The organism is Enterobacter sp. 22499 (assembly GCF_052044815.1).
Classification (GTDB): domain Bacteria; phylum Pseudomonadota; class Gammaproteobacteria; order Enterobacterales; family Enterobacteriaceae; genus Enterobacter; species Enterobacter bugandensis.
The window spans coordinates 320,938-347,004 of sequence record NZ_JBQENR010000004.1 but is presented as its reverse complement, the minus strand read 5'-3'; the positions used below and the strand labels follow the sequence as shown (position 1 = coordinate 347,004).

Below are 26,067 nucleotides of genomic sequence, written 5' to 3'. Positions count from 1 at the left end.
TAAGTAACATGGCGGGCTGACGAACGAATAAATACAGCGAAACGATAGTGGCACAACGAGATTATGTACGTCGCGGCCAGCCGGCACCTTCGCGACGCAAAAAGAGCAGTTCAAAAAGCAAGCAGCGTAATCTGCCTGCGGTCTCGCCAGCAATGGTCGCTATTGCTGCGGCCGTGCTGGTGGCCTTTATTGGCGGCCTGTACTTCATCACGCACCATAAAAAAGAAGAGTCCGAGGCCCTTCAGGGCAACAAAGTGGTGGGAAATGGTCTGCCGCCGAAACCTGAAGAGCGCTGGCGCTATATTAAAGAGCTGGAAAGTCGTCAGCCCGGCGTGCGTGCGCCTACTGAGCCCTCAGCCGGTGGCGAAGTGAAGAATGCCGATCAGCTGACGGACGAGCAGCGCCAGCTGCTGGCACAGATGCAGGCCGATATGCGCCAGCAGCCGACGCAGCTGAATGAAGTGCCGTGGAATGAACAAACGCCAGCACAGCGTCAGCAAACGTTGCAGCTGCAGCGTCAGCGCCAGGCACAAATTCAACAGCAGCAACAGCAGCAGTGGACGCAAACTCAGCCGGTGCAGCAGCAGCCGAAGGCCCAGCCATACCAGCAACCGCAGCAGCAGACGCGTACGGTGCAGTCGCAGCCTGTTCAACAGCCAAAAGCGCAGCCGCCAAAGCAAGCGGCGCAGCCGTATCAGGATCTGCTCCAGACGCCAGCGCATACCACCGCGCAGCAGCCGAAAACGCAGCAGGCCGCGCCGGTGACCAAAGAGACCGAAGCGCCGAAGCAGACGGCAGAGAAAAAAGACGAGCGCCGCTGGATGGTGCAGTGCGGTTCGTTTAAAGGTGCCGAGCAGGCGGAAACGGTGCGTGCACAGCTGGCGTTCGAAGGATTTGATTCACGCATTACCACCAATAACGGCTGGAACCGCGTGGTGATCGGCCCGGTTAAAGGCAAAGAAAACGCAGACGGCACCATTTCACGTTTGAAAGTGGCTGGCCACACAAACTGCATTCGACTCGCCTCCGGGGGTTGAAACCCCCAAAATCCCCCCCATCTATCATTTAATTCAGCCCTGAGCACAGGCTCAGGGCTTCTGTTTCCCGAATCTGTAACCAGGGGGTCTGCTCGTGACAACAATAGTAAGTGTACGCCGTAACGGCCATGTGGTAATCGCCGGTGATGGCCAGGCCACGCTGGGTAATACCGTCATGAAAGGCAACGTGAAGAAAGTCCGTCGTCTCTACAACGACAAAGTGATCGCCGGTTTTGCAGGCGGCACGGCGGATGCCTTCACGCTGTTTGAACTGTTTGAACGCAAGCTGGAAATGCACCAGGGTCATCTGGTGAAAGCTGCCGTTGAGCTGGCAAAGGACTGGCGTACCGACCGTATGCTGCGCAAGCTCGAAGCGCTGCTGGCGGTCGCGGATGAAACCGCTTCGCTTATCATCACCGGTAACGGTGACGTGATTCAGCCGGAAAACGACCTGATTGCCATCGGCTCTGGCGGCCCTTATGCCCAGGCTGCAGCCCGCGCACTGTTGGAAAATACCGACATGAACGCGCGTGATATCGCGGTGAAGGCGTTGGATATTGCAGGTGATATCTGCATCTATACCAACCACAACCACACCATCGAAGAATTGACCTCCAAAGCGTAAGGATCTCCCATGTCTGAAATGACCCCACGCGAAATTGTCAGCGAACTGAACAAACACATTATCGGCCAGGATAACGCCAAGCGCTCCGTGGCCATCGCGCTGCGTAACCGCTGGCGTCGTATGCAGCTTGACGAAGAGCTGCGTCACGAAGTCACCCCGAAAAACATTCTGATGATCGGCCCGACCGGCGTCGGTAAAACCGAAATCGCCCGTCGTCTGGCGAAGCTGGCGAACGCGCCGTTCATCAAAGTTGAAGCCACCAAGTTCACCGAAGTGGGCTATGTGGGTAAAGAAGTGGACTCTATCATCCGCGACCTGACCGATTCTGCGATTAAGATGGTGCGCGTCCAGGCGATTGAGAAAAACCGCTACCGCGCGGAAGAGATGGCCGAAGAGCGTATTCTCGACGTGCTGATCCCACCGGCGAAAAACAACTGGGGCCAGGCTGAACAGCAGGCTGAGCCTTCAGCCGCGCGTCAGGCATTCCGCAAAAAACTGCGTGAAGGCCAGCTGGACGACAAAGAGATTGAGATCGACCTCGCGGCCGCGCCGATGGGCGTGGAAATCATGGCGCCTCCGGGCATGGAAGAGATGACCAGCCAGCTGCAGTCCATGTTCCAGAACCTGGGCGGCCAAAAGCAGAAAGCGCGTAAGCTGAAAATCAAAGACGCGATGAAGCTGCTGATTGAAGAAGAAGCGGCGAAGCTGGTGAATCCGGAAGAGCTGAAGCAGGACGCTATCGACGCGGTTGAGCAGCACGGTATCGTGTTTATCGACGAAATCGACAAAATTTGTAAGCGCGGCGGCAACAGCTCCGGTCCGGACGTGTCCCGCGAAGGCGTACAGCGCGATCTGCTGCCGCTGGTTGAAGGCTGCACCGTCTCTACCAAGCACGGCATGGTGAAAACGGACCACATTCTGTTTATCGCTTCCGGTGCATTCCAGGTAGCCAGCCCGTCTGATCTGATCCCCGAACTGCAGGGTCGTCTGCCTATCCGCGTTGAGCTGCAGGCGCTGACCACCGAAGATTTCGAGCGCATCCTGACGGAGCCAAACGCCTCTGCTACCGTACAGTACAAGGCGCTGATGGCGACCGAAGGCGTGAACCTCGAGTTCACCGAAGACGGTATCAAGCGTATCGCCCAGGCCGCATGGCAGGTCAACGAAACCACCGAGAACATCGGTGCGCGTCGTCTGCACACCGTGCTGGAACGCCTGGTAGAAGACATCTCATATGACGCGAGCGACCTCAACGGTCAAACCATTACCATCGACGCAGACTATGTGAGCAAACATCTGGATGCGTTAGTGGCAGATGAAGATCTGAGCCGTTTTATCCTATAATCGCGGTTACTGCATTCTCATCACTGTTAATGGGGGCTAAGGCCCCCATTTTTATTGGCTAAATTACTATGACTGATATCAGCCGTACTCAGGCGTGGCTCGAAAGTCTGCGCCCTAAAACGCTTCCTCTGGCTTTTGCCGCCATTATTGTTGGCACCGCGCTTGCCTGGTGGCAAGGGCATTTCGATCCGCTGGTGGCAGGTCTGGCGCTCATTACCGCCGGGCTGCTGCAAATCCTCTCTAACCTCGCGAACGATTATGGCGATGCGGTAAAAGGCAGCGACAAGCCTGACCGTATCGGGCCGCTGCGCGGGATGCAAAAAGGGGTGATCACCCAGGCACAGATGAAGCGTGCGCTGATTATCACCGTGGTGCTGATTTGCTTATCTGGCCTGGCGCTGGTGACGGTCGCCTCGAAAACCACCAGCGACTTCATTGGCTTCCTGGTGCTGGGTCTGCTCGCCATTATCGCGGCCATCACCTACACCGTCGGCACGCGCCCTTACGGCTATATTGGCCTTGGGGATATCTCCGTGCTGGTGTTCTTCGGCTGGCTGAGCGTAATGGGGAGCTGGTACTTACAGGCGCATACGGTGATCCCTGCCCTGTTCCTCCCGGCGACCGCCTGCGGCCTGCTGGCGACGGCGGTACTCAATATCAATAATCTGCGCGATATCGACAGCGATCGTGAGAACGGCAAGAACACGCTGGCGGTGCGTCTGGGGCCGGTGAATGCGCGCCGCTATCATGCCTGCCTGCTTATTGGCGCGCTGGTTTGCCTGGCGCTGTTTAACCTGATTTCCCTGCACAGTTTGTGGGGCTGGCTGTTTGTGCTTGCCGCGCCGCTGCTGGTTAAGCAGGCCCGCTTTGTGATGCGTGAACTCAGCCCGGCAGCCATGCCGCCAATGCTGGAGCGAACGGTAAAAGGCGCGCTGCTGACTAACCTGTTGTTCGTCATTGGGATTGTGTTAAGCCAGACGCTCAGTTAGCTGACAAATATCAATTAACAATTGATGATTTTGCCAACAACGCATTTCGCACGATATACTGAACACATTCGCAGCAACTGAGCGTTAAACCTATGAAATACGATACCTCCGAGCTTTGTGACATCTACCAGGAAGATGTCAACGTCGTTGAACCGCTGTTCTCCAACTTTGGTGGGCGGTCATCGTTTGGCGGGCAAATCGTCACGGTGAAATGTTTCGAGGACAACGGGTTGCTGTACGATCTGCTCGAACAGAACGGCCGTGGCCGCGTACTGGTGGTCGACGGCGGCGGGTCCGTGCGTCGCGCACTGATTGATGCTGAACTGGCCGGCATTGCCGTCCAGAACGAGTGGGAAGGCATCGTGGTGTACGGTTCCGTGCGTCAGGTGGACGATCTCGAAGACCTGGATATTGGAATTCAGGCCATCGCGGCCATTCCGGTAGGCGCTGCGGGTGACGGCATCGGCGAAAGCGACGTGCGCGTTAACTTCGGCGGCGTGACCTTCTTCTCAGGCGATCATCTCTACGCCGATAATACCGGCATTATCCTTTCTGAAGATCCGCTGGATATCGAGTAATAAAACCATAAGCGTGAACCATAAAAAAACCGCCAACAGCAATGTGGCGGTTTTTTTGTCCCTCGGGATTCGCGGTCCGTTGGGAAGTTTTGCAACCTTTAACCAGGATTTTTATCTTACCCTGGTTCAAACCTCAGGTAACCCCATCGACCCTTTATAAATTCCTAATTATCTATGAAAACCTTAACTACGCTGCTATTGCTCATTATGATGCAGCGTCCCTTTCCGCCATTTCGCACATGGGCATCGGTCCAGGGAAAGGTGTAACCACAACCGTAAAGCAGCCTTTAACCAGGCTTGTGTCCACCGACTTATCACCGGTGGTGAACGGTGGAGCGGTTAGCCGCAGGGACCGCATAATGAAACGCTATTTATGTATCGCGTTCATTGTCGCCAGCGTACTCGTTGTAAAAAGTGATGAACCGATCGGGTTTGTTGCGTTTACCACGATAGCGCAGGATAAGTAGCGTTAAGGCCGCCTTGGGCGGCCTTTTTTATGGTTGGATGTCAGTCAGCGAGAACCATAAAAAAAGCCGGGTGGCGGCGTCGCCTTACCCGGCCTGTTCAGTTCATCCCAGTGGGAATCAGACTTCTTCCATACGTCCCAGCAGCGCCTGCAGGCGATCCTGCCAGCCGTTCTGCTGTTCACGCAGCTGGTTGTTTTCGCGCTCCAGTTCTTCGCGGCCGTGCTGAGCGTTCTGAACTTCCTGCGCCAGGCTGTTGTTCTTTTCTTTCAGCTCTTCAATCTCCATCTGCAGCAGCGTGATGGTGTCAATCGCCTGCTGTACTTTCGCTTCCAGTTTCTCAAACACTTCTAAAGACATGATCCTACCTCTCCTGAATTGCAAGGCGACGCTTTAACGTAAACGCGCACAACATATGTTCCGATTGTATGGAGCGCAGTCGCCCCTGTCCAGCGGCATGCCACGCAGATCGCGGTTTGCAACACTTTTCGGCCTCGTCCTGGTGCGTTCGCGGCATATACCTCTAAGTTGTTAACCCATTCGTTAAAAAAATGATTCAGCTCACCGTGCGCGACTGATGCAAAAACGCGCTTTATGGCGCGAAAACGCTCATTTTATTGACACAGACCACACATTTTAATTTCGATATTTCTCGTTTTTGCTCGTTAACGATAAATTAACACTATGTCTACAGGGCATCGTGGCTGTCACGGGCGGCCACGCTAACAATAAACATCAATTTCTTCAGGATTCCGATTATGAGTCAGACATCAACCTTAAAAGGCCAGTGCATTGCCGAGTTCCTTGGTACCGGGTTGTTGATATTCTTCGGAGTGGGCTGTGTCGCTGCACTGAAAGTGGCGGGTGCCAGTTTTGGTCAGTGGGAAATCAGTATCATCTGGGGTCTGGGCGTGGCGATGGCCATTTACCTAACTGCAGGGGTCTCTGGCGCACATCTTAACCCGGCGGTGACTATCGCACTGTGGCTGTTCGCGTGCTTCGACGGACGCAAAGTTGTTCCCTTCATTATTTCTCAATTTGCCGGCGCGTTTTGCGCAGCGGCGTTAGTTTACGGGCTTTATTACAATCTTTTCATCGACTTCGAACAGACGCATCATATGGTGCGCGGTAGCGTCGAAAGTCTGGATCTGGCAGGCATCTTCTCAACCTACCCTAACCCGCATATCAATTTTGTGCAGGCGTTCGCAGTTGAAATGGTGATTACCGCTATTCTGATGGGCGTCATTATGGCTTTGGGCGATGATGGTAACGGCATTCCACGTGGCCCGCTGGCGCCATTGCTGATTGGCCTGCTGATCGCCGTCATCGGTGCATCCATGGGGCCGTTAACAGGGTTTGCGATGAACCCGGCGCGTGACCTGGGTCCAAAAACCTTCGCCTTCTTTGCAGGATGGGGCGACGTGGCTTTCACCGGCGGCAAAGATATACCTTACTTCCTGGTACCGCTGTTTGGACCAGTCGTAGGGGCGGCACTGGGTGCATTTGGCTATCGCAAATTAATTGGTCGCCACTTACCGTGCGACACCTGTGTGGAAGAGGAGAAGGAAACGACTTCTACCGCACAACAAAAAGCTTCGCTGTAATCTGACTACGGGACACATACCATGACCGAAAAAAAATATATCGTTGCGCTCGACCAGGGCACTACCAGCTCCCGCGCTGTCGTAATGGATCATGACGCGAATATCGTCAGCGTGTCACAGCGCGAATTTGAGCAAATTTATCCTCGTCCAGGCTGGGTAGAACACGACCCGATGGAGATCTGGGCGTCACAAAGCTCCACGCTGGTAGAAGTGCTGGCGAAAGCCGACATCAGTTCCGACGAAATCGCCGCGATTGGTATCACCAACCAGCGTGAAACCACCGTGGTGTGGGAACGCGAAACCGGTAAGCCGATTTACAACGCCATCGTCTGGCAGTGCCGCCGTACGTCAGAGATCTGCGAACAGCTTAAGCGTGACGGGATGGAAGAGTACGTGCGTAGCGCCACCGGTCTGGTGGTTGACCCGTACTTCTCCGGCACCAAAGTGAAGTGGATCCTCGACCACGTGGAAGGTTCACGCGAGCGTGCAAAACGCGGCGAGCTGCTGTTCGGTACCGTCGATACCTGGCTTATCTGGAAGATGACTCAGGGACGTGTCCACGTTACTGACTACACTAACGCCTCGCGCACCATGCTGTTCAACATCAACACCCTGGAGTGGGATGACAAGATGCTGGACGCGCTGGATATTCCGCGCGCGATGCTGCCTGAAGTGCGTAAGTCGTCTGAAGTCTACGGCCAGACCAACATCGGCGGTAAAGGCGGCACCCGTATTCCTATCGCCGGTATCGCCGGTGACCAGCAGGCGGCGCTGTTCGGCCAGCTGTGCGTCAAGGAAGGGATGGCGAAGAACACCTACGGCACCGGCTGCTTTATGCTGATGAACACCGGCGAGAAAGCGGTGAAATCAGAAAACGGCCTGCTGACTACCATCGCCTGCGGCCCGCGCGGCGAGGTGAACTATGCCCTGGAAGGTGCGGTGTTTATGGCGGGCGCATCTATTCAGTGGCTGCGCGACGAGATGAAGCTGATCAGCGATGCGTTTGACTCCGAGTACTTCGCGACCAAAGTGAAAGACACCAACGGCGTGTACGTGGTGCCAGCGTTCACCGGTCTGGGCGCACCGTACTGGGACCCGTATGCCCGCGGCGCAATTTTCGGCCTGACGCGCGGTGTGAACTCAAACCACATCATTCGTGCGACCCTGGAATCCATCGCCTACCAGACGCGTGACGTGCTGGAAGCGATGCAGGCAGACTCCGGCATTCGTCTGCACGCCCTGCGCGTAGACGGCGGCGCGGTGGCCAACAACTTCCTGATGCAGTTCCAGTCCGACATTCTGGGCACCCGCGTTGAGCGCCCTGAAGTACGTGAAGTGACGGCTCTGGGCGCGGCGTATCTTGCGGGTCTCGCGGTAGGCTTCTGGCAGAACCTGGACGAGCTGCAGGAGAAAGCGGTCATCGAACGCGAATTCCGCCCTGGCATCGAAACCACCGAGCGCAACTACCGCTACAGCGGCTGGAAGAAAGCGGTGAAACGCGCCCTGGCGTGGGAAGAGCACGAAGAGTAACTATAAAAAGCGGCCTATATAATATATAGGCCGCTTTACTATTAGGAATCTTGTTGCATTACTTTTTCTAAAAATATCTGCGATACCTTATCCTCCATTTCCTGATATGAATCTAAAAACTGAATATCAACATGTTTTTTATATTTAGTTGAAAATTCGAAAGCTATACCTTTTCCGTTTTTTCGATCAGCAGTAGAAAAGAAAAATTTTGAATATCTTCTAGGTGAAACACCTTCAAACTGTATGAATATAACCTTGTTACTTTCCGAAGAATTACTATCACTGATAGCATCATCATGTAGATCTAATGCAAGACTTTTTTCATACGGCTCAATATAATAAACACGCCGAATGCCACATGCTACAATATGTCTTGCGCAGTTATGACATGGATATGTAGTTGTATACATATCTTTATTTTCTGTTGACGCATCACCAGTTCGAGCAAGAGTTGTTATCGCATCCATTTCAGCATGTATTGCCCTTGAGTACTCAGTCAATGACTTAATTGGTGAGTTTTCATAAATTTTATTAGTGAGCACCTCAACAAAAGTATCAGAAATTATCTTCTGTACAATTAAACTTTGACTCTCACCCAAAAAATCATTTCCAAGTAAGGACAATAGGTTTGATTTTATTTCAGAATAAATTCTTTCTTTAATTTTATTTTTATGTAAATCATTATAACATTTACCACCTTTATGAATGCACCTATAATCTTTTGTATCATCCTCAAAAGTATATAGCCCACCACCGAACTTGGGTACATCATTTCTACCCGTAGATAAAATGTTACCATGATTATCTACTATTGCAGCACCAACTTGACGTGATAAACAAGCAGACTGTAATGAAGCACTAAAAGCATTAAACATACCTTTTTCATGTAGAGTTGGAGTGAGTCCATTTTTTCCATGAATGAGACCTAAAAAACGTTTAACTTTTTCATTTAATTGAGTAACATGACTTTGATTATTTCTTATAAAAAAATCAGAATCTAAAATGGTTTTCTCTACTTGCTGCCCTGAGTTACCACCGCTTTTGCGATCTCTGTGTATAAGATCATCTATATGTTGAGGGATAATATCTTCATCTCTTAAATTACGCTTCCTTTCAGATTCGTTCCTTACTACTCCAATAAGATAAAAATTATGTTGATATACTAACCTCAGAAGTTCCACTTCAGCAGGATTTTTCAATTGGTCAATAAGATATGCATACTTTCCATTAAATTTTTGATTTTCTTCTTCGGATGATTTTGCTAATTGTTTTATCCTAGCCATTTCATATATTGCAGCTTCCGCTAAAACTTGAGAAGAGTATTTATGGCGTAATTCGTTACCCTGATCTTGCCTTTTTATATATCTTTCATACGAATTTTTATATTGGAGATTTTTTTTCTCAATTGAATCCATTAAAGAACTAATATGAATATGTTTGACATCATATCCCATGTCATTAAGATTTTTTTCAAATGCTAACCTTACAGATTTTATTCCTGCTCCGATAGGACCACAAAAAGCTATTACAAGTTCATTAGATTGTCTTTGAACTAATGTGTTGATTGTATCACTTGAAGAGGAATTTTCACTTGAAGCAATTGATGGAATATAGATTTTTTTTGCTGCGTTCGTAGCCATATAAATGCTCTCATAACCATGAAAGCATTTACTATAGAATAGTTAGAAAAGAATCACCACTTCAGGGATCTTGCTCTATTAAGAATTGCTGCGGTTGCTTGATCATTATCACGTTTGCGCGATTCATCTTTGGATGGAAAGCCTAATATAGTGGCTTCAGTATGCGAACGCGAATCTTCTCGCTGCTGTTTTTGTAACGAGCGTTCTTCTTTTTTCCAGTATCCAAGTTCAATGACCATCTTAATCCCTCCCTTAAAACCTGATGCATTCTACGCCAAAGAGTTATATCGTCAATACGGACACCAAATTCTTTCAAAGATAGCTCATAACCTTTTAATCTAGCAAGTGCACAACCAACCTATTGATATAATTGCTTTTATAAAGAAAACCATTTCAACACTCTGTGATAAACTTCGTGCAATTCCTTTTGATTGTACGAGTCCCTCATGAAACGTGAACTTGCTATCGAGTTTTCCCGCGTCACCGAAGCAGCCGCCCTTGCAGGCTATAAATGGCTGGGTCGTGGCGACAAAAATACCGCAGACGGCGCGGCCGTCCACGCCATGCGCATTGTGCTTAACCAGGTCAACATCGACGGCACTATCGTCATCGGTGAAGGCGAGATCGACGAAGCGCCGATGCTCTACATCGGTGAAAAGGTCGGGACCGGCAAAGGCGATGCGGTGGATATCGCGGTGGACCCGATCGAAGGCACGCGCATGACGGCGATGGGCCAGGCCAACGCCCTGGCGGTGCTGGCCGTGGGCGATAAAGGCTGCTTCCTCAACGCGCCAGACATGTACATGGAAAAGCTGATTGTCGGCCCTGGTGCGAAAGGCGCAATCGATCTCAGCCTGCCGCTGGACGCCAACCTGCGCAATATCGCGGCGGCGCTGGCTAAACCGCTCAACGAACTCACCGTGACCATTCTGGCCAAACCGCGCCACGACGCCACCATCTCTTATCTGCAGGCACTCGGCGTGCGCGTGTTTGCCATTCCGGATGGCGACGTTGCCGCGTCTATTCTGACCTGCATGCCGGACAGCGAAGTCGACGTGCTTTACGGCATCGGCGGCGCGCCGGAAGGCGTGGTCTCTGCGGCGGTGATCCGCGCGCTGGACGGCGATATGCAGGCGCGTCTTCTGCCGCGCCATGAGGTGAAAGGCGACAGCGACGAAAACCGTCGTATCGGTGAGGACGAGCTGGCGCGCTGCGCAGCGATGGGCATCGAAGCCAATAAAGTACTGGCGCTGAACGACATGGCGCGCAGCGATAACGTCGTCTTCTCTGCAACCGGCATCACCAAAGGCGATCTGCTGGACGGCATCACCCGCAAGGGCAACATGGCAACCACCGAAACGCTGCTGATCCGCGGTAAATCGCGCACCATCCGACGCATTCAGTCCATTCACTATCTCGACCGTAAAGACCCGGACGTGCAGACCCACATTCTGTAAAACCGTTTGATCGATAGAGCTTTCCGGCCCGAAGGGGCTGGAAATGTTTCCCACAAGTACGGAAGATAGAACAGAGAAACAGCACAGGAGAAGATCATGGCGGACTGGGTAACAGGTAAAGTCACAAAGATAGAATTCTGGACCGATGCGCTATTTAGTCTCACCCTGCATGCTCCCGTTCATCCGTTTAAGGCCGGGCAATTTGCCAAGCTGGGTCTGGATGTCGACGGCGAGCGCGTGCAGCGCGCCTACTCTTACGTTAACGCGCCGGATAACCCGGATCTCGAGTTCTATCTGGTCACCGTTCCTGACGGTAAGCTCAGCCCGCGCCTTGCCGCCCTTCAGCCCGGCGACGATGTGCAGATTGTGAGCGAAGCGGCAGGCTTCTTTGTGCTCGAAGAGATCCCTGACTGTGACACGCTCTGGATGCTGGCAACCGGCACGGCCATCGGTCCGTATCTCTCTATCTTGCAGTACGGTAAGGATCTGGAGCGCTTCAAAAACATCGTGCTGGTGCACGCCGCGCGCTATGCCGCAGATTTAAGCTATCTCCCGCAGATGCAGGCGCTGGAACAGCAGTACGGCGGAAAGTTAAAGATTCAGACGGTAGTCAGCCGCGAAACCGTAGCAGGAGCGCTTACCGGTCGCGTACCGGCGTTAATTGAGAGCGGCGCACTGGAAGACGCAGTGGGCTTACCGATGACGGCCGAAACCAGCCACGTCATGCTGTGCGGTAACCCGCAGATGGTCCGGGACACGCAGCAGATTCTGAAGGATACCCGGCAGATGACGAAACATCTTCGCCGCCGGCCGGGCCATATGACCGCCGAACACTACTGGTGATCAGCGGTATTTCACCTCGACGGTATCTTTACCGTATTTATTTTCGCTCTGGGTGCCGATAAACGCGCCCAGATCGACAATCATCATCACGAAGATGACCGACGGCAGCAGCCTGCCCACGACCCACGGCAGGATGGAAGGCAGCATCGCCCAGTTCCCTGCCACCAGCATCCACGCCAGTATGATCAAAAATGCCCACGCGCCGGAGCGGCCGCGATCGTGCAGGCGTTTCACCACGACGGCCGCCGTTGGCCATAGCAGGCAGACCAGTGCAAATGCCGCCGTTTGCGTGCTCAGCCAGGCGTTGTAGGCAACGAAAAAAAGAAGCAGCATGGCGACGACCCACGTCACCATCCAGACCCAGAAATCACGGCGTCCAATACGCCCTTTGAATGAAAACAGCCACTGCTGTATGGTCATGTAAGGTTCCTTATTATCGTTTAGCCCGCATTTTACCCTGGAGTTGTGACCTTTTGACAAGCCGACCAGATATCGTTTTAATCATGAGCACTTACGGCCAGGTGCAATGTTGATGAAAAATTCGGCACATTCTCTCTTCCTGTGTTTAGCGATGCTCGGCGCGGGTTTTCCGCTGCACGCCGCCAACACCGCGGCCCCCACCACTGCGCCGTATTTGCTGGCGGGCGCACCGTCTTTCGATCAGTCCATCAGCCAGTTTCGCGAAGCTTTCAATCAGGCCAACCCAGGGCTGCCGCTGGATGAGTTTCGCGCCATTGATAGCTCGCGCGATACCCCTACACTTACCCGTGCAGCGAGCAAGATTAACGAGAATTTGTATGCTTCCACGGCGCTGGAGCGCGGTACGTTAAAAATCAAAAGCATGCAAATCACCTGGCTGCCGATTCAGGGGCCAGAGCAGAAAGCGGCTAAATCGAAGGCGCTTGATTACATGAGCGCGGTGCTGCAGGCGTTTACGCCTGCGCTGACGAAAAAGCAGAGCCAGCAAAAGCTGCAAAAGCTGCTGGCCGCCGGTAAAAACAAGCGGTACTACGCCACAACCGAAGGCGCGATTCGCTATGTAGTGGCGGATAACGGCGAAAAAGGACTGACCTTCGCCGTTGAACCGATTAAGCTGGCGCTATCTGACACCCTTGGCGGGGCCAATTAATGACAAAAAGCAAAGCCTTTCGAGGGAAAATCTCTATACTGATTCACAGACCATGCTGCCCGACAGGGCGGCCATATTCCTTAATTCGCTTATTTAGCGTGGAGAATTGAAATGCGACATCCTTTAGTGATGGGTAACTGGAAACTGAACGGCAGCCGCCACATGGTAAACGAACTGGTTGCAAACCTGCGTAAAGAGCTGGCTGGCGTGACCGGCTGCGCGGTTGCTATCGCTCCGCCGGATATGTACCTGGATCTGGCTAAACGTGCCGCTGACGGCAGCCACATCGTGCTGGGCGCGCAGAACGTTGACGTTAACCTGTCTGGCGCGTTCACCGGTGAAACTTCCGCTGAAATGCTGAAAGATATCGGCGCGAAATACATCATCATCGGCCACTCCGAGCGTCGCACCTACCACAAAGAATCTGACGAGTTCATCGCGAAGAAATTTGCCGTGCTGAAAGAGCAGGGTCTGATCCCGGTTCTGTGCATCGGTGAAACCGAAGCGGAAAACGAAGCGGGCAAAACCGAAGAAGTGTGTGCACGTCAGATCGACGCCGTGCTGAAAACGCAGGGCGCGGCAGCGTTCGAAGGCGCGGTTATCGCTTACGAGCCAGTCTGGGCGATCGGTACCGGCAAATCTGCTACCCCTGCGCAGGCTCAGGCAGTTCACAAATTCATCCGTGACCACATTGCTAAAGCCGACGCGAAAGTGGCTGAGCAAGTGATCATCCAGTACGGCGGCTCCGTAAACGCCTCCAACGCTGCTGAGCTGTTCACCCAGCCAGATATCGATGGCGCGCTGGTTGGCGGTGCATCCCTGAAAGCGGACGCTTTCGCGGTGATCGTTAAAGCGGCAGAAGCGGCTAAACAGGCGTAATGGCCTTTGTGGCGGGGGGCGCTTGCGCTTACCCGCCGCTACAAACGCCCTAACACGCTAAACCACAGATAATCCAGCGGCAGCAGCACCAGATACGTCGCAATCGCCAGCGCCAGGCAGAGCACCATCCCCGCCCTTGCAGGCACCTTTCCTAGCCCCATCGCCACCACAATCGGCGACGCCTGATACGGCAAAAGAGGCGTGGAATAGCCCAGCACCTGAATCATGATCACCGACAGCAGCGGGAAACCGGTCGCGTCCGAGAAGCTCTGCGCCAGCGTGGTGTACAGCGCCGGAACGCCGTTGGCAGTCATAATGAAGTTGAGTGCCGTAGTAATTCCGGTCAGCGCCAGGAAGCTGGTGAATGGTTTGTCCGCATCCAGCGGCATTATGCGCAGCAGCGCCTCGCCTACGGCCGCTCCGATACCCGTTTGCGTCACGACGATCGCCAGCCCGAGAATACCCGCAACGTAAATGCAGGTGCGCATATTTACCCCCGCCGAGAACTCCTCGCCGGTGATAAAACCAATGCGCGGCAGCATAACGATAATCGAGGCCGCCAGCCCCGTCCACGCCGGCCCCACGCCGTGCCAGCTCTCCGTCACCCACATCATCAGCACCACCACCAGCAGCCAGGCGAGTCGTTTTTCGTCACGCCCCATCGGTTCAGACAGCGTGAAATCCTTCGCCGGTTTCGGGCTGCCGGGGAACAGCCAGCAGATGAGGCCAATCAGAATCAGGCCTTTGAGAATACCGAGCACCGGCGTGTGCAGCAGCAGATACGGGACATAGTTCAGGTGAATGCCGTACGAGCCTTCCGCCGCGCCGCTCATGACCAGGTTAGGCACGTTGGCGGGCAGAATGGTGGCCGAGAGCTGGAAGGTACCGAAGCCGACTGCCAGCGCAAGGCCGAACCAGGCGCGGGAGCCGTCGGCAATACCGGCGCGTTTCGCCATCGCCGCGACAATGGGCATCAGCAGCGCAATACGCCCCATGTTTGACGGCATTACAAACGCCAGCGCGTAGCTGAGCAATACCACGCTCGCCACCATCAGCATCCAGGAGTCAGTGAGCTTTGCCGACAGCGCCCGGGCGGCCCTGTCCGCCAGGCCGGTTTTACGGATCGCCACGCCGAGCACAAAGCCGCTGAAGACCAGCCAGAAAGCCGACGAGGCAAAACCGCCAAAAATCACCTCCGGCGGGGCGATTCTGGCGGTCATCGCCGCCGTGAAAAACAGCAGCGCGGTGATAAATTCCGGCAACAGCGACGTCGCCCACAGCACGATGGTGACGCCGACGATCAGCGAGGGCAGCAGCAGAGGATGCGTTAACCAGAGCGACATACCTGTCTCCTGTAGATTTTTTCAGCAAGTCTACGGTGACAGGCAGCCTGAGTAAACGCGATTTATGGTGGGGTTATTTCAGGATAGCGCATTGATGATCCTGCAATTCCTCTGCCGACGCGCGGTTAAGCGTGAGCAGGTTACGCTCGGTCGCCAGCAAAACAAACGAACCATCCGACTGCTGCGCCATCGCCAGCGCGAAGCGTCCCATATGGTCGCGCGCCTCCGGCAGCTCTTCCGCCAGCATCATAAACGGACTGCGCTGGACCAGTTCATTCTCCGTCACCCGGCGTGCGAGGTACTCATGCCCTTCCAGCCCACCCGGGAACGGTAGCCACTGGGTGCTGATATCTCCCTGCGCCGCGTTGAGCTTCTCGCGCACGTCCGGGCGCAGGCAGGAGATATGGATATGGAAATGGTTTTGCGTGCGTCCGGTCGGTGAGTTAATCGTCAGCGAAATAGCGCTGTCCGGCACTTCAGAGCCACGCTTCAGGGTCATAAAGCTGCGCGACTGCCACGCCAGCCAGAAGAAGTTTGGCGTATGAGGCTCGGTCAGGAGCGGGCTTTCGGTGCCGTTGATGCGGTACGTTGGCATCAGCAGATACTGCAGCGGCCCGTTGCGGTCCTTAAATACCACATAGCCCGCATCAGGCTTCACCTGCGCGCAGGGTGCCGGGTTACGGTGCTGCAGCTGATTAGGCAGACACTGGTCGAGGACGATATGGCGCAACGCATTCGGATTACCCGCTTTTATCCAGTACACGCCGCCTGCGGCAAGGGCGATGACAATCAGGATCAGTAAGATAATTTTTTTCACAACGCGTTCCCTGTTTTCAATAGAGGCAAAAGAGTAACGCAAAATGATGACCAAATAAAAAACCCGGTGGATTTCTCACACCGGGTCGCCGTGTCGTTTGCTAACCGTTAGCGCTGGCTAATCTGGTCGAAGGTGCCGCCATTAGAGAAGTGCTCTTTCTGCGCTTTCGTCCAGCCGCCGAACACATCATCAATGGTGAAGAGCTTCAGTTTCGGGAATTCGCTGTCGTATTTCTTCGCGACAGCCGCATCACGTGGACGATAGAAGTTCTTCGCCGCGATTTCCTGGCCTTCCGGCGAGTAGAGATACTTCAGGTAGGCTTCCGCCACCGCTTTGGTGCCTTTCTTATCAACGACCTTATCGACCACGGAAACGGTCGGCTCGGCGAGGATGGATTCGCTCGGAGTCACGATCTCAAACTTGTCTTTACCCAGTTCGTGGGTCGCCAGTAGAGCTTCGTTTTCCCAGGCAATAAGCACGTCGCCAATTCCGCGCTCGACGAAGGTGTTAGTGGCACCGCGCGCGCCGGAGTCCAGCACTTCAACGTTTTTGTACAGGGATTTGACGAACTCCTGTGCTTTAGCCTGGTCACCGTTATTGTGGTGCAGCGCGTAGCCCCAGGCCGCCAGGTAGTTCCAGCGTGCCCCGCCGGAGCTTTTCGGGTTCGGGGTAATCACAGAAACGCCCGGTTTGATCAGGTCGTTCCAGTCCTTAATCTGTTTCGGGTTGCCTTTACGCACCAGGAAGACGATGGTCGAGGTGTATGGCGCGGAGTTGTCCGGCAGGCGTTTGATCCAGTTTTTGTCGATACGGCCACGCTCGGCGATAGCGTCGACATCATAGGCCAGCGCCAGGGTAACCACGTCGGCTTCAATACCGTTAATCACAGATGTCGCCTGCTTACCAGAGCCACCATGCGACTGGCGAACCACCACGTTATCGCCGGTTTCCTGCTTCCAGTGCGCCGCGAAGGCTTTGTTGTATTGATCGTACAGCTCACGCGTCGGATCGTACGACACGTTGAGAAGTTGAATGTCCTTTGCCAGCACGCTGGTCGATGCCAGCAATAACGTTAACCCCACGCCCCATTTATTCATCGCCCAGCTCTCTTGTGTAGTGTTTTGATGAATGCAGCGTGCCAGAAAGCGAATCGATGATTAAAGAATAAAAAAAGATTGGCTATAACGTGGAGGAATAAAAGCCCTCTTCAGAAAGAAGAGGGCTCGAAGGATCAGTACAGTTTTTTCGCGCAGTCCAGCCAGTCACCTTTGAACGGACGCTTCATGTTTTCAATCGCGTCGATGATGTCATGGTGAACCAGCTGTTCGTTCTGAATACCGACGCAGCGGCCGCCGTGGCCCTGCAGCAGCAGCTCGATAGCGTACGCGCCCATGCGGGACGCCAGAATACGGTCGTACGGGCCAGGGGAACCACCGCGCTGGATGTGGCCCAGAACGGTCGCGCGGGTTTCGCGTTTGGTTTCGGTTTCGATGTACTTCGCCAGCTCGTCAACGTCACAGATGTGCTCGGTGATAGCCACAATCGCGTGTTTCTTACCTTTCGCGATACCGGCTTTGATTTCAGCAACCAGATCTTCGCGGCTGAATTCCACTTCCGGAACCACCACAAACTCACAACCACCGGCGATAGCCGCTGCCAGGGTCAGGTCACCGCAGTAACGGCCCATCACTTCAACGATAGAGATACGCTGGTGAGAAGAAGAGGTGTCACGCAGGCGGTCAATGGCTTCCACAACGGTGCCCAGCGCGGTGAAGTAACCGATGGTGTAGTCAGTGCCTTTGATGTCGTTGTCGATGGTGCCCGGCAGGCCGATGCACGGGAAGCCCATTTCGGTCAGACGTTTTGCACCCATGTACGAGCCGTCACCGCCGATAACGACCAGCGCGTCCAGACCACGCTTTTTCATGTTCTCGATAGCCACTTCACGGATGTGTTCGTCACGGAATTCCGGGAAGCGCGCAGACCCAAGGAAGGTACCGCCACGGTTGATCATGTCAGACACGCTGTAGCGGTCGAGCTGAACCATACGGTCTTCATACAGACCCAGGTAACCATCATAGATACCAAAAACTTCCAGACCTTCCGTCAGCGCTGCACGGACAACCCCACGAATTGCCGCGTTCATGCCCGGCGCATCACCGCCGCTTGTCAACACACCGATTTTCTTAATCATGACTACCTCTGAACTTAGGAATGCAAAATTGAAATCTGTTGCCGGAAGAAACTTATCGACCAACGAATACTGCAAATAGTATATCAATCCCTTCTGGCTGAATTGATTCAGGTCAGACCAAATGGCGGTAATTTATACACAAAATGCTGGCCTGGCTCACTTTTTTACAACGAATTACGAAAGCCCAACATGTCCGGGTACAACCGAGCAGGGATCCTGGTGAATGATGACGTCTGAACCAGGAAAACGCTGCAAAATCGCCTGCTCGACCTGCTCAGCAATAACGTGAGCCTGTACCAGTGGCAGGTTGTCTTCCATTTCAATATGAATCTGAATAAAGCGGGTCGGCCCTGACTGCCGCGTTCGAAGATCGTGTGCACCGCTGACGCCGGGCCAGGAGGTCACGATAGAAAAAATTTCGTTACGTTCTGAGTCCGGAAGAGCGCGATCGAGCAGTGATTGCACCGCGTCATACCCCATCCGCAGGGCGCTATATAAAATATAGATACCAATCCCTAACGCAAACAACGCATCGGCCCGATGCCAGCCATACCAGGCCAGACCGAGTGCAATAAGAATAGCCCCATTCATCATAACATCAGATTGATAATGAAGCATATCCGCCCGTACGGCCTGACTTTGCGTTTTGCGAACGACCCAGCGCTGGAACGTTACCAGAACAAGTGTGCTTATAAGTGCAATGACCGTGACGACCACGCCGACACCGGGATTGTTCATCGGTGAAGGTGAAACCAGATGCTGAATACCGGTCAAAAACAGGAACAGTGCAGAGCCAGAAATGAACATACTTTGCGCCAGCGCCGCGAGCGATTCCGCCTTGCCGTGCCCAAACGTGTGCTCTTCATCCGCCGGCTGCAGCGAGTAGCGCACCACCAGGAGGTTGGTCAGCGAGGCGGCGATATCGACCAGTGAATCCACCAGCGCCGCCAGAATACTGACCGAGCCGGTATACCACCAGGCAAAGATTTTGATCAGCAGCAGGCCAGAGGCCATGACGGTCGCCGCAATGGCGGCCCGGCTTACCAGCCTTCCATAGGATTGATTCATAAACGCTCCTGTCATGTCATGCCGCTAGTATAACGGAAGCATGGGGAGGCAAAGGATGAATAAACGGTTAACAAATCAGAATGCGGGGCAAAAAAAACCCCCACATCATGTGGGGGAAGACAGGGATGGTGTCTATGGCAAGGAAAACAGAGTTTACTGGTTACTACGGGTACTGCTATTGCTACTGAAAAACGTCGCTTCTGAGCTTCGCTGCATCCGTGCAACCTCACGCAGCTGGTCCATACGCTGCTGATGTTTGGCATTCAAAACCGCTTGCTGCTCGGGCGTTAGCAGGTGGAACATCTGGTTGCGGACCTTCGCCATTTCTACCTGGCGGGCAACCTGTTCCTGTGCCATTTTTTCGGCCTGAGCGCGAACAGCGCTTTCGTCAAAATTTTCTGCGGTGACAAGGCGATGCATTGTCTCCATTTCGCTAACATTAACAGGGGGCTGGTCGTGTCGTGCCCTCTGCATCAGATCTCGCATCTGTTGACGCTGATGTTCGGTTAAACTTATGCCGTCAAACATATGGCTTTGGCTGCTGTGCTGCGTTGCGCCCTCTTGCGAGGAACCGTTATCGCCGATGATAGCTACAGCAGCCTGGCTAAACGCACTGAACGCCAGCGTTGAGGCCATGACGGCAGCGGTAACTTTGCGCATCACTTGCTCCCAAAATCTTTCGTGTCGCGATTCAACGAGAGACAGTCTACGATTCAGGCTGCAAACATGCGTCAGGGGGTGTAAAACAACGTAAAGTCATGGATTAGATAGCCTTGATGTCGTAATTTCTGCCTCGGAGGTATTTAAACAATGAATAAAATCCTGTTAGTTGACGATGACCGAGAGCTCACATCCCTTTTAAAGGAGTTGCTCGACATGGAAGGTTTCAACGTCCTGGTTGCCCATGATGGCGAGCAGGCGCTGAGTCTCCTTGACGACAGCATCGATCTACTTTTGCTCGACGTAATGATGCCAAAGAAAAACGGTATTGATACGCTGAAAGAGCTTCGCCAGACACACCAGACCCCCGTTATCATGCTGACCGCCCGCGGCAGCGAGCTTGACCGCGTTCTCGGCCTTGAGCTGGGTGCGGATGACTATTTACCGAAGCCGTTCAACGACCGTGAACTGGTGGCCCGTATTCGCGCGATCCTGCGTCGTTCCCACTGGAGCGAGCAGCAGCAGAATACCGACAACAGCTCGCCAACGCTGGAAGTGGACTCCCTGAGCCTGAACCCGGGCCGTCAGGAAGCAAGCTTCGACGGCCAGACGCTCGAGCTTACCGGCACCGAGTTCACCCTGCTGTATCTACTGGCGCAACATCTTGGCCAGGTGGTATCGCGTGAACATTTAAGCCAAGAAGTGCTGGGCAAACGCCTCACGCCGTTTGACCGCGCCATCGACATGCACATCTCTAACCTGCGCCGCAAGCTGCCGGAGCGTAAAGACGGTCACCCATGGTTTAAAACCCTGCGTGGTCGCGGTTATCTGATGGTTTCTGCTTCATGATAGGCAGCTTAACCGCCCGCATCTTCGCCATCTTCTGGCTGACGCTGGCACTGGTTTTAATGCTCGTTTTGATGTTGCCAAAACTCGACTCACGCCAGATGACGGAGCTGCTCGACAGCGAGCAACGTCAGGGCGTGATGATCGAGCAGCACGTGGAAGCGGAGCTGGCAAACGATCCGCCGAACGATTTAATGTGGTGGCGCAGGCTGTTTCGCGCTATCGACAAGTGGGCGCCGCCAGGACAACGTCTTTTGCTGGTTACCAGCGAAGGCCGCGTGATTGGCGCCGATCGCAATGAAATGCAGATCATCCGCAACTTTATTGGCCAGGCGGATAACGCCGATCACCCACAGAAAAAGAAATATGGTCGGGTAGAGATGGTCGGCCCTTTCTCGGTACGGGATGGGGAAGATAACTACCAGCTCTACCTGATTCGCCCTGCGAGCAGTTCCCAGTCCGACTTCATCAACCTGCTGTTTGACCGTCCGCTTCTGCTGCTGATCGTCACGATGCTGGTCAGTTCCCCGCTGCTGTTATGGCTGGCGTGGAGCCTGGCGAAACCGGCGCGTAAGCTGAAAAACGCGGCGGACGAAGTGGCACAAGGCAATCTCAGACAGCATCCGGAGCTGGAATCCGGGCCGCAGGAGTTCCTGGCCGCCGGCACCAGTTTTAACCAGATGGTCAGCGCGCTTGATCGGATGATGACGGCCCAGCAACGCCTGCTGTCGGACATCTCGCACGAACTGCGCACCCCGCTCACGCGCTTACAGCTGGGCACCGCCCTGCTGCGTCGCCGCAGCGGGGAGAGCAAAGAGCTGGAGCGTATTGAAACGGAAGCGCACCGTCTGGACAGCATGATTAACGATCTGCTGGTGATGTCGCGCAACCAGCAGAAAAACGCGCTGGTGAGCGAAACGGTGAAAGCCAATCACCTGTGGCACGAGGTGCTGGACAACGCGGCGTTCGAAGCGGAGCAGATGGGTAAATCGTTCACCGTCAACTTCCCGCCGGGCCCGTGGCCGCTGTACGGTAACCCCAACGCGCTGGAAAGCGCGCTGGAGAATATCGTGCGTAACGCCCTGCGCTACTCGCACACGAAGATTGAAGTGGCGTTCTCGGTGGATAAAGACGGGATCACCGTCATTGTCGATGACGATGGTCCAGGCGTCAGCCCGGAAGATCGCGAGCAGATTTTCCGTCCGTTCTACCGCACCGACGAAGCGCGAGACCGTGAGTCCGGCGGCACGGGGCTGGGGCTGGCGATTGTAGAAACCGCCATGCAGCAGCACCGCGGCTGGGTGAAAGCCGACGACAGCCCGCTGGGCGGGCTGCGGTTAACGCTGTGGCTACCGCTGTATAAGCGTTCGTAACGGTATGTGCCGGGTGGCGGCTTCGCCTTACCCGGCCTACTTTCTACGGAACCTATTTCCCCCACAATCTCCGCGAACTACTCTCGATCTTCCCGCTTATACGCCGCTTTTGCATCGTTCTCGTCCAACTGGTAGACAACCCCGCCGCCGACAGCAGGCGATGATACTGTTCATCGTCAAACGGCATATGCCAGGCAATCGCGCAGGCGTCGTAAACGGACACGTCGCTCAAACGCGACGCGAGCTCAAGCGGCGCATCCGCAGATACTTGTCCTGCAAGCACCACGCGGTACAGCCAGCCGGTTTTACCCGCGTTTTGCAGCTGGGCCGACATATCCTGAATACCGAAATGGTAGTTGAGCTTAAAGCACGGCGAGCGCGGCTGGGTGATCTGAATCAGGGCATCGCCCCAGCGGTAAATATCGCCAATAAAGACGTTCTTTTCCGTCAGCCCTTCCGTTGAAAGATTTTCGCCAAACGCGGGCGCGACGAAGAGGTCCGCCTGCTCAGGAAATTCGGTTTTCCAGTGCTGATAGTGCTCGCGCGGATAGTGGCACAGCGCGCGATCGGGCCCGCCGTGGATTTTCTTTTCGGCCTGCTGGTCGCCCACAAGCCCGAGCTCGGTCAGCGACAGCTCACCGTCAACCTGCACTTTGGCGATGGCGCTCGGGCGGCTGCCGTCGTACTCCCTTACCTTGCCTGTAAACACGTTCACCGGGTAATGCATCGCTGCCTCCATTACGCAGATACAAAAAAAGCGAGTCATCAGACTCGCTTCTCACAGGCGTCAATGCAACCTTATTTTTTAGCGGCGAAACGCGCTGCTGCTTCGTCCCAGTTCACGACATCCCAGAACGCTTTGATGTAGTCAGGGCGACGGTTCTGGAACTTCAGGTAGTAAGCGTGTTCCCACACGTCCAGACCCAGGATTGGGAAACCGGATGCGCCAGAGATCGCTTCACCCATCAGCGGGGAGTCCTGGTTAGCAGTAGAAACCACTGCCAGCTTGTCGCCTTTCAGAACCAGCCACGCCCAGCCAGAGCCGAAGCGGGTTGCAGCGGCTTTTTCGAATTCCGCTTTGAAGTTGTCTACGGAACCGAAGTCGCGCTCGATAGCCGCTTTCAGGTCGCCCTGCAGGGTGGTGCCGGTTTTCAGGCCTTTCCAGAACAGGCTGTGGTTAGCGTGACCGCCCGCGTTGTTACGCAGTACGGTTTTCTTGTCTGCTGGCAGCTGGTCCAGCTTGGTGATCAGCTCTTCAACAGGCAGATTAGCGAACTCTGGCAGGCTTTCCAGCGCAGCATTCGCGTTGTTCACGTAGGTCTGGTGGTGTTTAGTGTGATGGATTTCCATCGTCTGCTTGTCGAAATGCGGTTCCAGTGCGTCGTAGGCATACGGCAGGGATGGCAGTGTATAACTCATAATCCTCTCCATTATTGTCGGGCGGCACAGCTGTTAATGCCGCGTAAGCAGTTGGTTCATTATAGTTAATTAAATGATATTGAAAATGATTATCAATGCCGTAGTTTTTATAAGGTTATTCGGTTTTTGAGAAATAAAAGAATTGTGAGTCTGCTCACGCGCTTAACGTGCTGATTGCCATTCAAAACAAAAGTGCGGCAACCTTCTGAAGGTTCCTGAACAGCCTAATTTTTACACTCATCAAGTCGGGGGGAAGCCTCCGGCTATAAAAACGATGAGGACGTAAAAATGAATCATGCGATTACGATGGGTATCTTCTGGCATTTAATAGGCGCAGCCAGTGCAGCCTGTTTCTATGCCCCATTCAAAAAGGTGAAAGGCTGGTCGTGGGAAACCATGTGGTCCGTTGGCGGTACCGTGTCCTGGCTGATTTTGCCGTGGACAATCAGCGCCATGCTGCTGCCCGATTTCTGGGGCTACTTCTCCTCCTTCAACGCCTCCACCCTGCTGCCGGTATTCCTGTTCGGCGCGATGTGGGGCATCGGCAACATCAACTACGGCCTGACCATGCGCTACCTCGGGATGTCGATGGGTATCGGCATCGCGATTGGCATTACGCTGATAGTGGGCACGCTGATGACGCCAATCCTTAACGGCCATTTCGACGTATTGATCAACACCCAGGGCGGGCGAATGACGCTGCTGGGCGTGCTGGTGGCGGTGATCGGCGTGGGGATCGTCACCCGCGCAGGCCAGCTAAAAGAACGCAAGATGGGCATCAGGGCCGAAGAGTTCAACCTGAAGAAAGGGCTGCTGCTGGCGGTGATGTGCGGCGTCTTCTCGGCGGGCATGTCGTTCGCCATGAACGCCGCCAAACCGATGCACGACGCCGCTGCGGCGCTGGGCGTTGACCCGCTGTATGTTGCCCTGCCAAGCTACGTGGTGATCATGGGCGGCGGCGCGCTGGTAAACCTCGGTTTCTGCTTCATTCGTCTGGCAAAAGTGAAGAACCTGTCGGTTAAAGCCGACTTCTCGCTGGCAAAACCGCTTATCCTCACCAACGTTCTGCTCTCCGCACTCGGCGGCCTGATGTGGTATCTGCAATTCTTCTTCTACGCCTGGGGCCACGCCAGCATTCCGCCGCAGTACGACTACATAAGCTGGATGCTGCACATGAGCTTCTATGTGCTGTGCGGCGGGCTGGTTGGGCTGGTGCTGAAGGAGTGGAACAACGCCGGACGTCGTCCGGTTGGCGTACTGAGCCTGGGCTGCGTGGTGATTATCATTGCGGCCAATATCGTCGGCCTCGGCATGGCGAACTGATTACGCTGCTTTTCGACTGCGATGACGCCACTGAACCGGCGTCATCCCCACCTCACGGTTAAACACCACCGAAAAGTAGTTACTGTCCTCAAAGCCGCAGCGCATCGCCACTTCACTGACCATCAGCTCCGTATGCTGTAACAGATACTGGGCGTGGCAGATGCGCAGCTGGCGCAGGTAATGGTTTATCGTCATCCCCGTCTGGGTGCGGAACTGCTGGCGCAGCGCGCGCTCGCTGCACTGCTCCTGCTCGCAGAATTTTTCCAGTACGAAACTCTTGTTCAGACTGCCCGCAAGCCGGGCGATCAGCTTATCCAGCAGCGCTTCCTGCGTGGTGGCGGAGGGATTATCCGTGGCGTAACGATGACGCTTCAGGGTCATCACCAACTGGGCGAAAAGCAGCTCCGACATCTGGTTTGCCACCGGGTCGCTCTTCTGGCTCTCCTGCTCCAGCTGGGAAATCGTCTGGCGCACCTGAGCCATGCCGCTGCTGCTTAAGCGCCAGTGCGGTTCGCCTCCGGCATTCAGAATGCCCGGAATGTTGCTCGCCCAGTCGACATTCAGTTTAAGCCTGTCAGGGCAGTAGATGACGTTCTGCAACACCAGATCGTTAACCGAGGCGTAGGCGTGTTTGTCTTCGGCGCGAATGTAAAACAGATCCCCGCGCGTGATGCGGTAGGGCCGGTCGTTGAGGACGTGAAGGCCGTTGCCGCGCCACACCAGCACTAGCTCGCAGAACTCATGGGTGTGCTCGGCAAAGACATTTTGCGGGTAACGGTCAGCCACCGCGACGGCCTGACTCGCGGAGGCAAAAAAATCATCTTTGCGAAGAATTAACTGAGCGGCCACACCACAACCTCTACGGCGAATAACCGGGCATTATTAGCTTTTTTGCGGCCTGAAAA

Annotated in this window: 27 protein-coding genes; 14 read left to right on the top strand and 13 right to left on the bottom strand. The window is 54.4% G+C overall.

Annotated elements, in window-relative coordinates; genetic code table 11:
* Nucleotides 1-47: 47 nt before the first annotated feature.
* The 5 genes from ftsN (at nt 48) to rraA (ending at nt 4,573) form a co-directional block, all read left to right on the top strand.
* Nucleotides 48-1,037 (top strand): cell division protein FtsN, encoded by a 990-nt coding sequence (ftsN, locus tag ACTJI7_RS15115; RefSeq protein WP_048959190.1) that lies wholly within the window; start codon nt 48-50, stop codon nt 1,035-1,037.
* Nucleotides 1,038-1,131: 94 nt separating this feature from the next.
* Nucleotides 1,132-1,662 (top strand): ATP-dependent protease subunit HslV, encoded by a 531-nt coding sequence (hslV, locus tag ACTJI7_RS15110; protein WP_008501802.1) that lies wholly within the window; start codon nt 1,132-1,134, stop codon nt 1,660-1,662.
* Nucleotides 1,663-1,671: 9 nt separating this feature from the next.
* Entirely contained in the window at nt 1,672-3,006 is a 1,335-nt protein-coding gene (hslU, locus tag ACTJI7_RS15105; RefSeq protein WP_028014840.1) for an HslU--HslV peptidase ATPase subunit, read from the top strand.
* 62 nt (nt 3,007-3,068) lie between these two features.
* Complete coding sequence (menA, locus tag ACTJI7_RS15100; protein WP_100171285.1) at nt 3,069-3,995, top strand: 1,4-dihydroxy-2-naphthoate polyprenyltransferase; 927 nt, start codon at nt 3,069-3,071, stop codon at nt 3,993-3,995.
* 92 nt (nt 3,996-4,087) lie between these two features.
* Nucleotides 4,088-4,573 carry a ribonuclease E activity regulator RraA gene (gene rraA / locus ACTJI7_RS15095; RefSeq protein WP_014885702.1) on the top strand — a complete coding sequence of 162 codons (486 nt, stop codon included), beginning with the start codon at nt 4,088-4,090 and terminating at the stop codon, nt 4,571-4,573.
* 584 nt (nt 4,574-5,157) lie between these two features.
* Here rraA and zapB read toward each other — a convergent pair.
* Nucleotides 5,158-5,397 (bottom strand): septal ring assembly protein ZapB, encoded by a 240-nt coding sequence (zapB, locus tag ACTJI7_RS15090; protein ID WP_028014842.1) that lies wholly within the window; start codon nt 5,395-5,397, stop codon nt 5,158-5,160.
* A 398-nt stretch (nt 5,398-5,795) separates the two neighbouring features.
* On the opposite strand from zapB, the gene ACTJI7_RS15085 reads away from it, so the two are divergent.
* A complete protein-coding gene (locus ACTJI7_RS15085) occupies nt 5,796-6,641 on the top strand; it encodes an MIP/aquaporin family protein (RefSeq protein ID WP_028014843.1) in 846 nt (281 codons plus the stop codon).
* 21 nt (nt 6,642-6,662) lie between these two features.
* Entirely contained in the window at nt 6,663-8,171 is a 1,509-nt protein-coding gene (glpK, locus tag ACTJI7_RS15080) for a glycerol kinase GlpK (protein ID WP_028014844.1), read from the top strand.
* Nucleotides 8,172-8,212: 41 nt separating this feature from the next.
* On the opposite strand, the gene ACTJI7_RS15075 is transcribed toward glpK, so the two are convergent.
* Together ACTJI7_RS15075 and ACTJI7_RS15070 are read right to left on the bottom strand one after the other, a co-directional pair.
* Complete coding sequence (locus tag ACTJI7_RS15075; protein WP_440670943.1) at nt 8,213-9,811, bottom strand: anti-phage dCTP deaminase; 1,599 nt, start codon at nt 9,809-9,811, stop codon at nt 8,213-8,215.
* A gap of 53 nt (nt 9,812-9,864) precedes the next feature.
* The gene (locus tag ACTJI7_RS15070) at nt 9,865-10,050 is read right to left on the bottom strand and encodes a hypothetical protein (RefSeq protein ID WP_440670945.1); all 186 of its coding nucleotides are present in this window, start codon (nt 10,048-10,050) and stop codon (nt 9,865-9,867) included.
* A gap of 207 nt (nt 10,051-10,257) precedes the next feature.
* Here ACTJI7_RS15070 and glpX point away from each other — a divergent pair, with 207 nt between their 5' ends.
* Together glpX and fpr are read left to right on the top strand one after the other, a co-directional pair.
* Nucleotides 10,258-11,268: a class II fructose-bisphosphatase gene (gene glpX, locus ACTJI7_RS15065; RefSeq protein WP_028014845.1), complete on the top strand. Its 1,011-nt coding sequence runs from the start codon at nt 10,258-10,260 to the stop codon at nt 11,266-11,268.
* Between the two features lie 96 nt (nt 11,269-11,364).
* Nucleotides 11,365-12,111 carry a ferredoxin--NADP(+) reductase gene (gene fpr / locus ACTJI7_RS15060; protein WP_440670948.1) on the top strand — a complete coding sequence of 249 codons (747 nt, stop codon included), beginning with the start codon at nt 11,365-11,367 and terminating at the stop codon, nt 12,109-12,111.
* Here the strand turns inward: fpr and ACTJI7_RS15055 are convergent, their stop codons facing one another.
* Nucleotides 12,112-12,531 (bottom strand): DUF805 domain-containing protein, encoded by a 420-nt coding sequence (locus ACTJI7_RS15055; protein ID WP_028014847.1) that lies wholly within the window; start codon nt 12,529-12,531, stop codon nt 12,112-12,114.
* 112 nt (nt 12,532-12,643) lie between these two features.
* Here ACTJI7_RS15055 and ACTJI7_RS15050 point away from each other — a divergent pair, with 112 nt between their 5' ends.
* Both ACTJI7_RS15050 and tpiA read left to right on the top strand, forming a co-directional pair.
* The gene (locus ACTJI7_RS15050) at nt 12,644-13,240 is read left to right on the top strand and encodes a DUF1454 family protein (protein WP_041911791.1); all 597 of its coding nucleotides are present in this window, start codon (nt 12,644-12,646) and stop codon (nt 13,238-13,240) included.
* A gap of 111 nt (nt 13,241-13,351) precedes the next feature.
* Nucleotides 13,352-14,119, top strand: a complete 768-nt coding sequence (gene tpiA, locus ACTJI7_RS15045) for a triose-phosphate isomerase (RefSeq protein WP_006808674.1) — start codon at nt 13,352-13,354, stop codon at nt 14,117-14,119.
* 38 nt (nt 14,120-14,157) lie between these two features.
* Here tpiA and ACTJI7_RS15040 read toward each other — a convergent pair whose 3' ends face one another.
* The 6 genes from ACTJI7_RS15040 to cpxP form a co-directional block, all read right to left on the bottom strand.
* Nucleotides 14,158-15,462, bottom strand: coding sequence for an SLC13 family permease (locus ACTJI7_RS15040; RefSeq protein WP_028014849.1), 1,305 nt, complete (start codon nt 15,460-15,462; stop codon nt 14,158-14,160).
* A gap of 73 nt (nt 15,463-15,535) precedes the next feature.
* Nucleotides 15,536-16,279 carry a CDP-diacylglycerol diphosphatase gene (locus ACTJI7_RS15035; RefSeq protein WP_045630631.1) on the bottom strand — a complete coding sequence of 248 codons (744 nt, stop codon included), beginning with the start codon at nt 16,277-16,279 and terminating at the stop codon, nt 15,536-15,538.
* A 107-nt stretch (nt 16,280-16,386) separates the two neighbouring features.
* The gene (locus ACTJI7_RS15030; RefSeq protein ID WP_028014851.1) at nt 16,387-17,376 is read right to left on the bottom strand and encodes a sulfate ABC transporter substrate-binding protein; all 990 of its coding nucleotides are present in this window, start codon (nt 17,374-17,376) and stop codon (nt 16,387-16,389) included.
* 134 nt (nt 17,377-17,510) lie between these two features.
* On the bottom strand, nt 17,511-18,473 hold the full coding sequence (gene pfkA / locus ACTJI7_RS15025) for a 6-phosphofructokinase (protein WP_028014852.1): 963 nt from the start codon (nt 18,471-18,473) through the stop codon (nt 17,511-17,513).
* A 174-nt stretch (nt 18,474-18,647) separates the two neighbouring features.
* On the bottom strand, nt 18,648-19,541 hold the full coding sequence (gene fieF / locus ACTJI7_RS15020; protein WP_028014853.1) for a CDF family cation-efflux transporter FieF: 894 nt from the start codon (nt 19,539-19,541) through the stop codon (nt 18,648-18,650).
* 153 nt (nt 19,542-19,694) lie between these two features.
* Nucleotides 19,695-20,201: a cell-envelope stress modulator CpxP gene (gene cpxP, locus ACTJI7_RS15015; protein WP_028014854.1), complete on the bottom strand. Its 507-nt coding sequence runs from the start codon at nt 20,199-20,201 to the stop codon at nt 19,695-19,697.
* 150 nt (nt 20,202-20,351) lie between these two features.
* Here cpxP and cpxR point away from each other — a divergent pair, with 150 nt between their 5' ends.
* Nucleotides 20,352-21,050, top strand: a complete 699-nt coding sequence (gene cpxR / locus ACTJI7_RS15010; RefSeq protein ID WP_006179159.1) for an envelope stress response regulator transcription factor CpxR — start codon at nt 20,352-20,354, stop codon at nt 21,048-21,050.
* Nucleotides 21,047-22,420: an envelope stress sensor histidine kinase CpxA gene (cpxA, locus tag ACTJI7_RS15005; RefSeq protein WP_003862003.1), complete on the top strand. Its 1,374-nt coding sequence runs from the start codon at nt 21,047-21,049 to the stop codon at nt 22,418-22,420. Before cpxR ends, cpxA begins: the two co-directional genes overlap by 4 nt.
* A 52-nt stretch (nt 22,421-22,472) precedes the next feature.
* On the opposite strand, the gene yiiM is transcribed toward cpxA, so the two are convergent.
* Complete coding sequence (gene yiiM / locus ACTJI7_RS15000; RefSeq protein ID WP_049000058.1) at nt 22,473-23,147, bottom strand: 6-hydroxyaminopurine reductase; 675 nt, start codon at nt 23,145-23,147, stop codon at nt 22,473-22,475.
* A 71-nt stretch (nt 23,148-23,218) separates the two neighbouring features.
* Complete coding sequence (gene sodA, locus ACTJI7_RS14995) at nt 23,219-23,839, bottom strand: superoxide dismutase [Mn] (protein ID WP_003861999.1); 621 nt, start codon at nt 23,837-23,839, stop codon at nt 23,219-23,221.
* Nucleotides 23,840-24,127: 288 nt separating this feature from the next.
* Between sodA and rhaT the strand changes: the two genes are divergently transcribed.
* Nucleotides 24,128-25,162 carry an L-rhamnose/proton symporter RhaT gene (gene rhaT, locus ACTJI7_RS14990; protein ID WP_045630604.1) on the top strand — a complete coding sequence of 345 codons (1,035 nt, stop codon included), beginning with the start codon at nt 24,128-24,130 and terminating at the stop codon, nt 25,160-25,162.
* Here rhaT and rhaR read toward each other — a convergent pair whose 3' ends face one another.
* Nucleotides 25,163-26,011, bottom strand: a complete 849-nt coding sequence (gene rhaR, locus ACTJI7_RS14985) for an HTH-type transcriptional activator RhaR (protein ID WP_028014857.1) — start codon at nt 26,009-26,011, stop codon at nt 25,163-25,165.
* Nucleotides 26,012-26,067 lie beyond the last annotated feature (56 nt).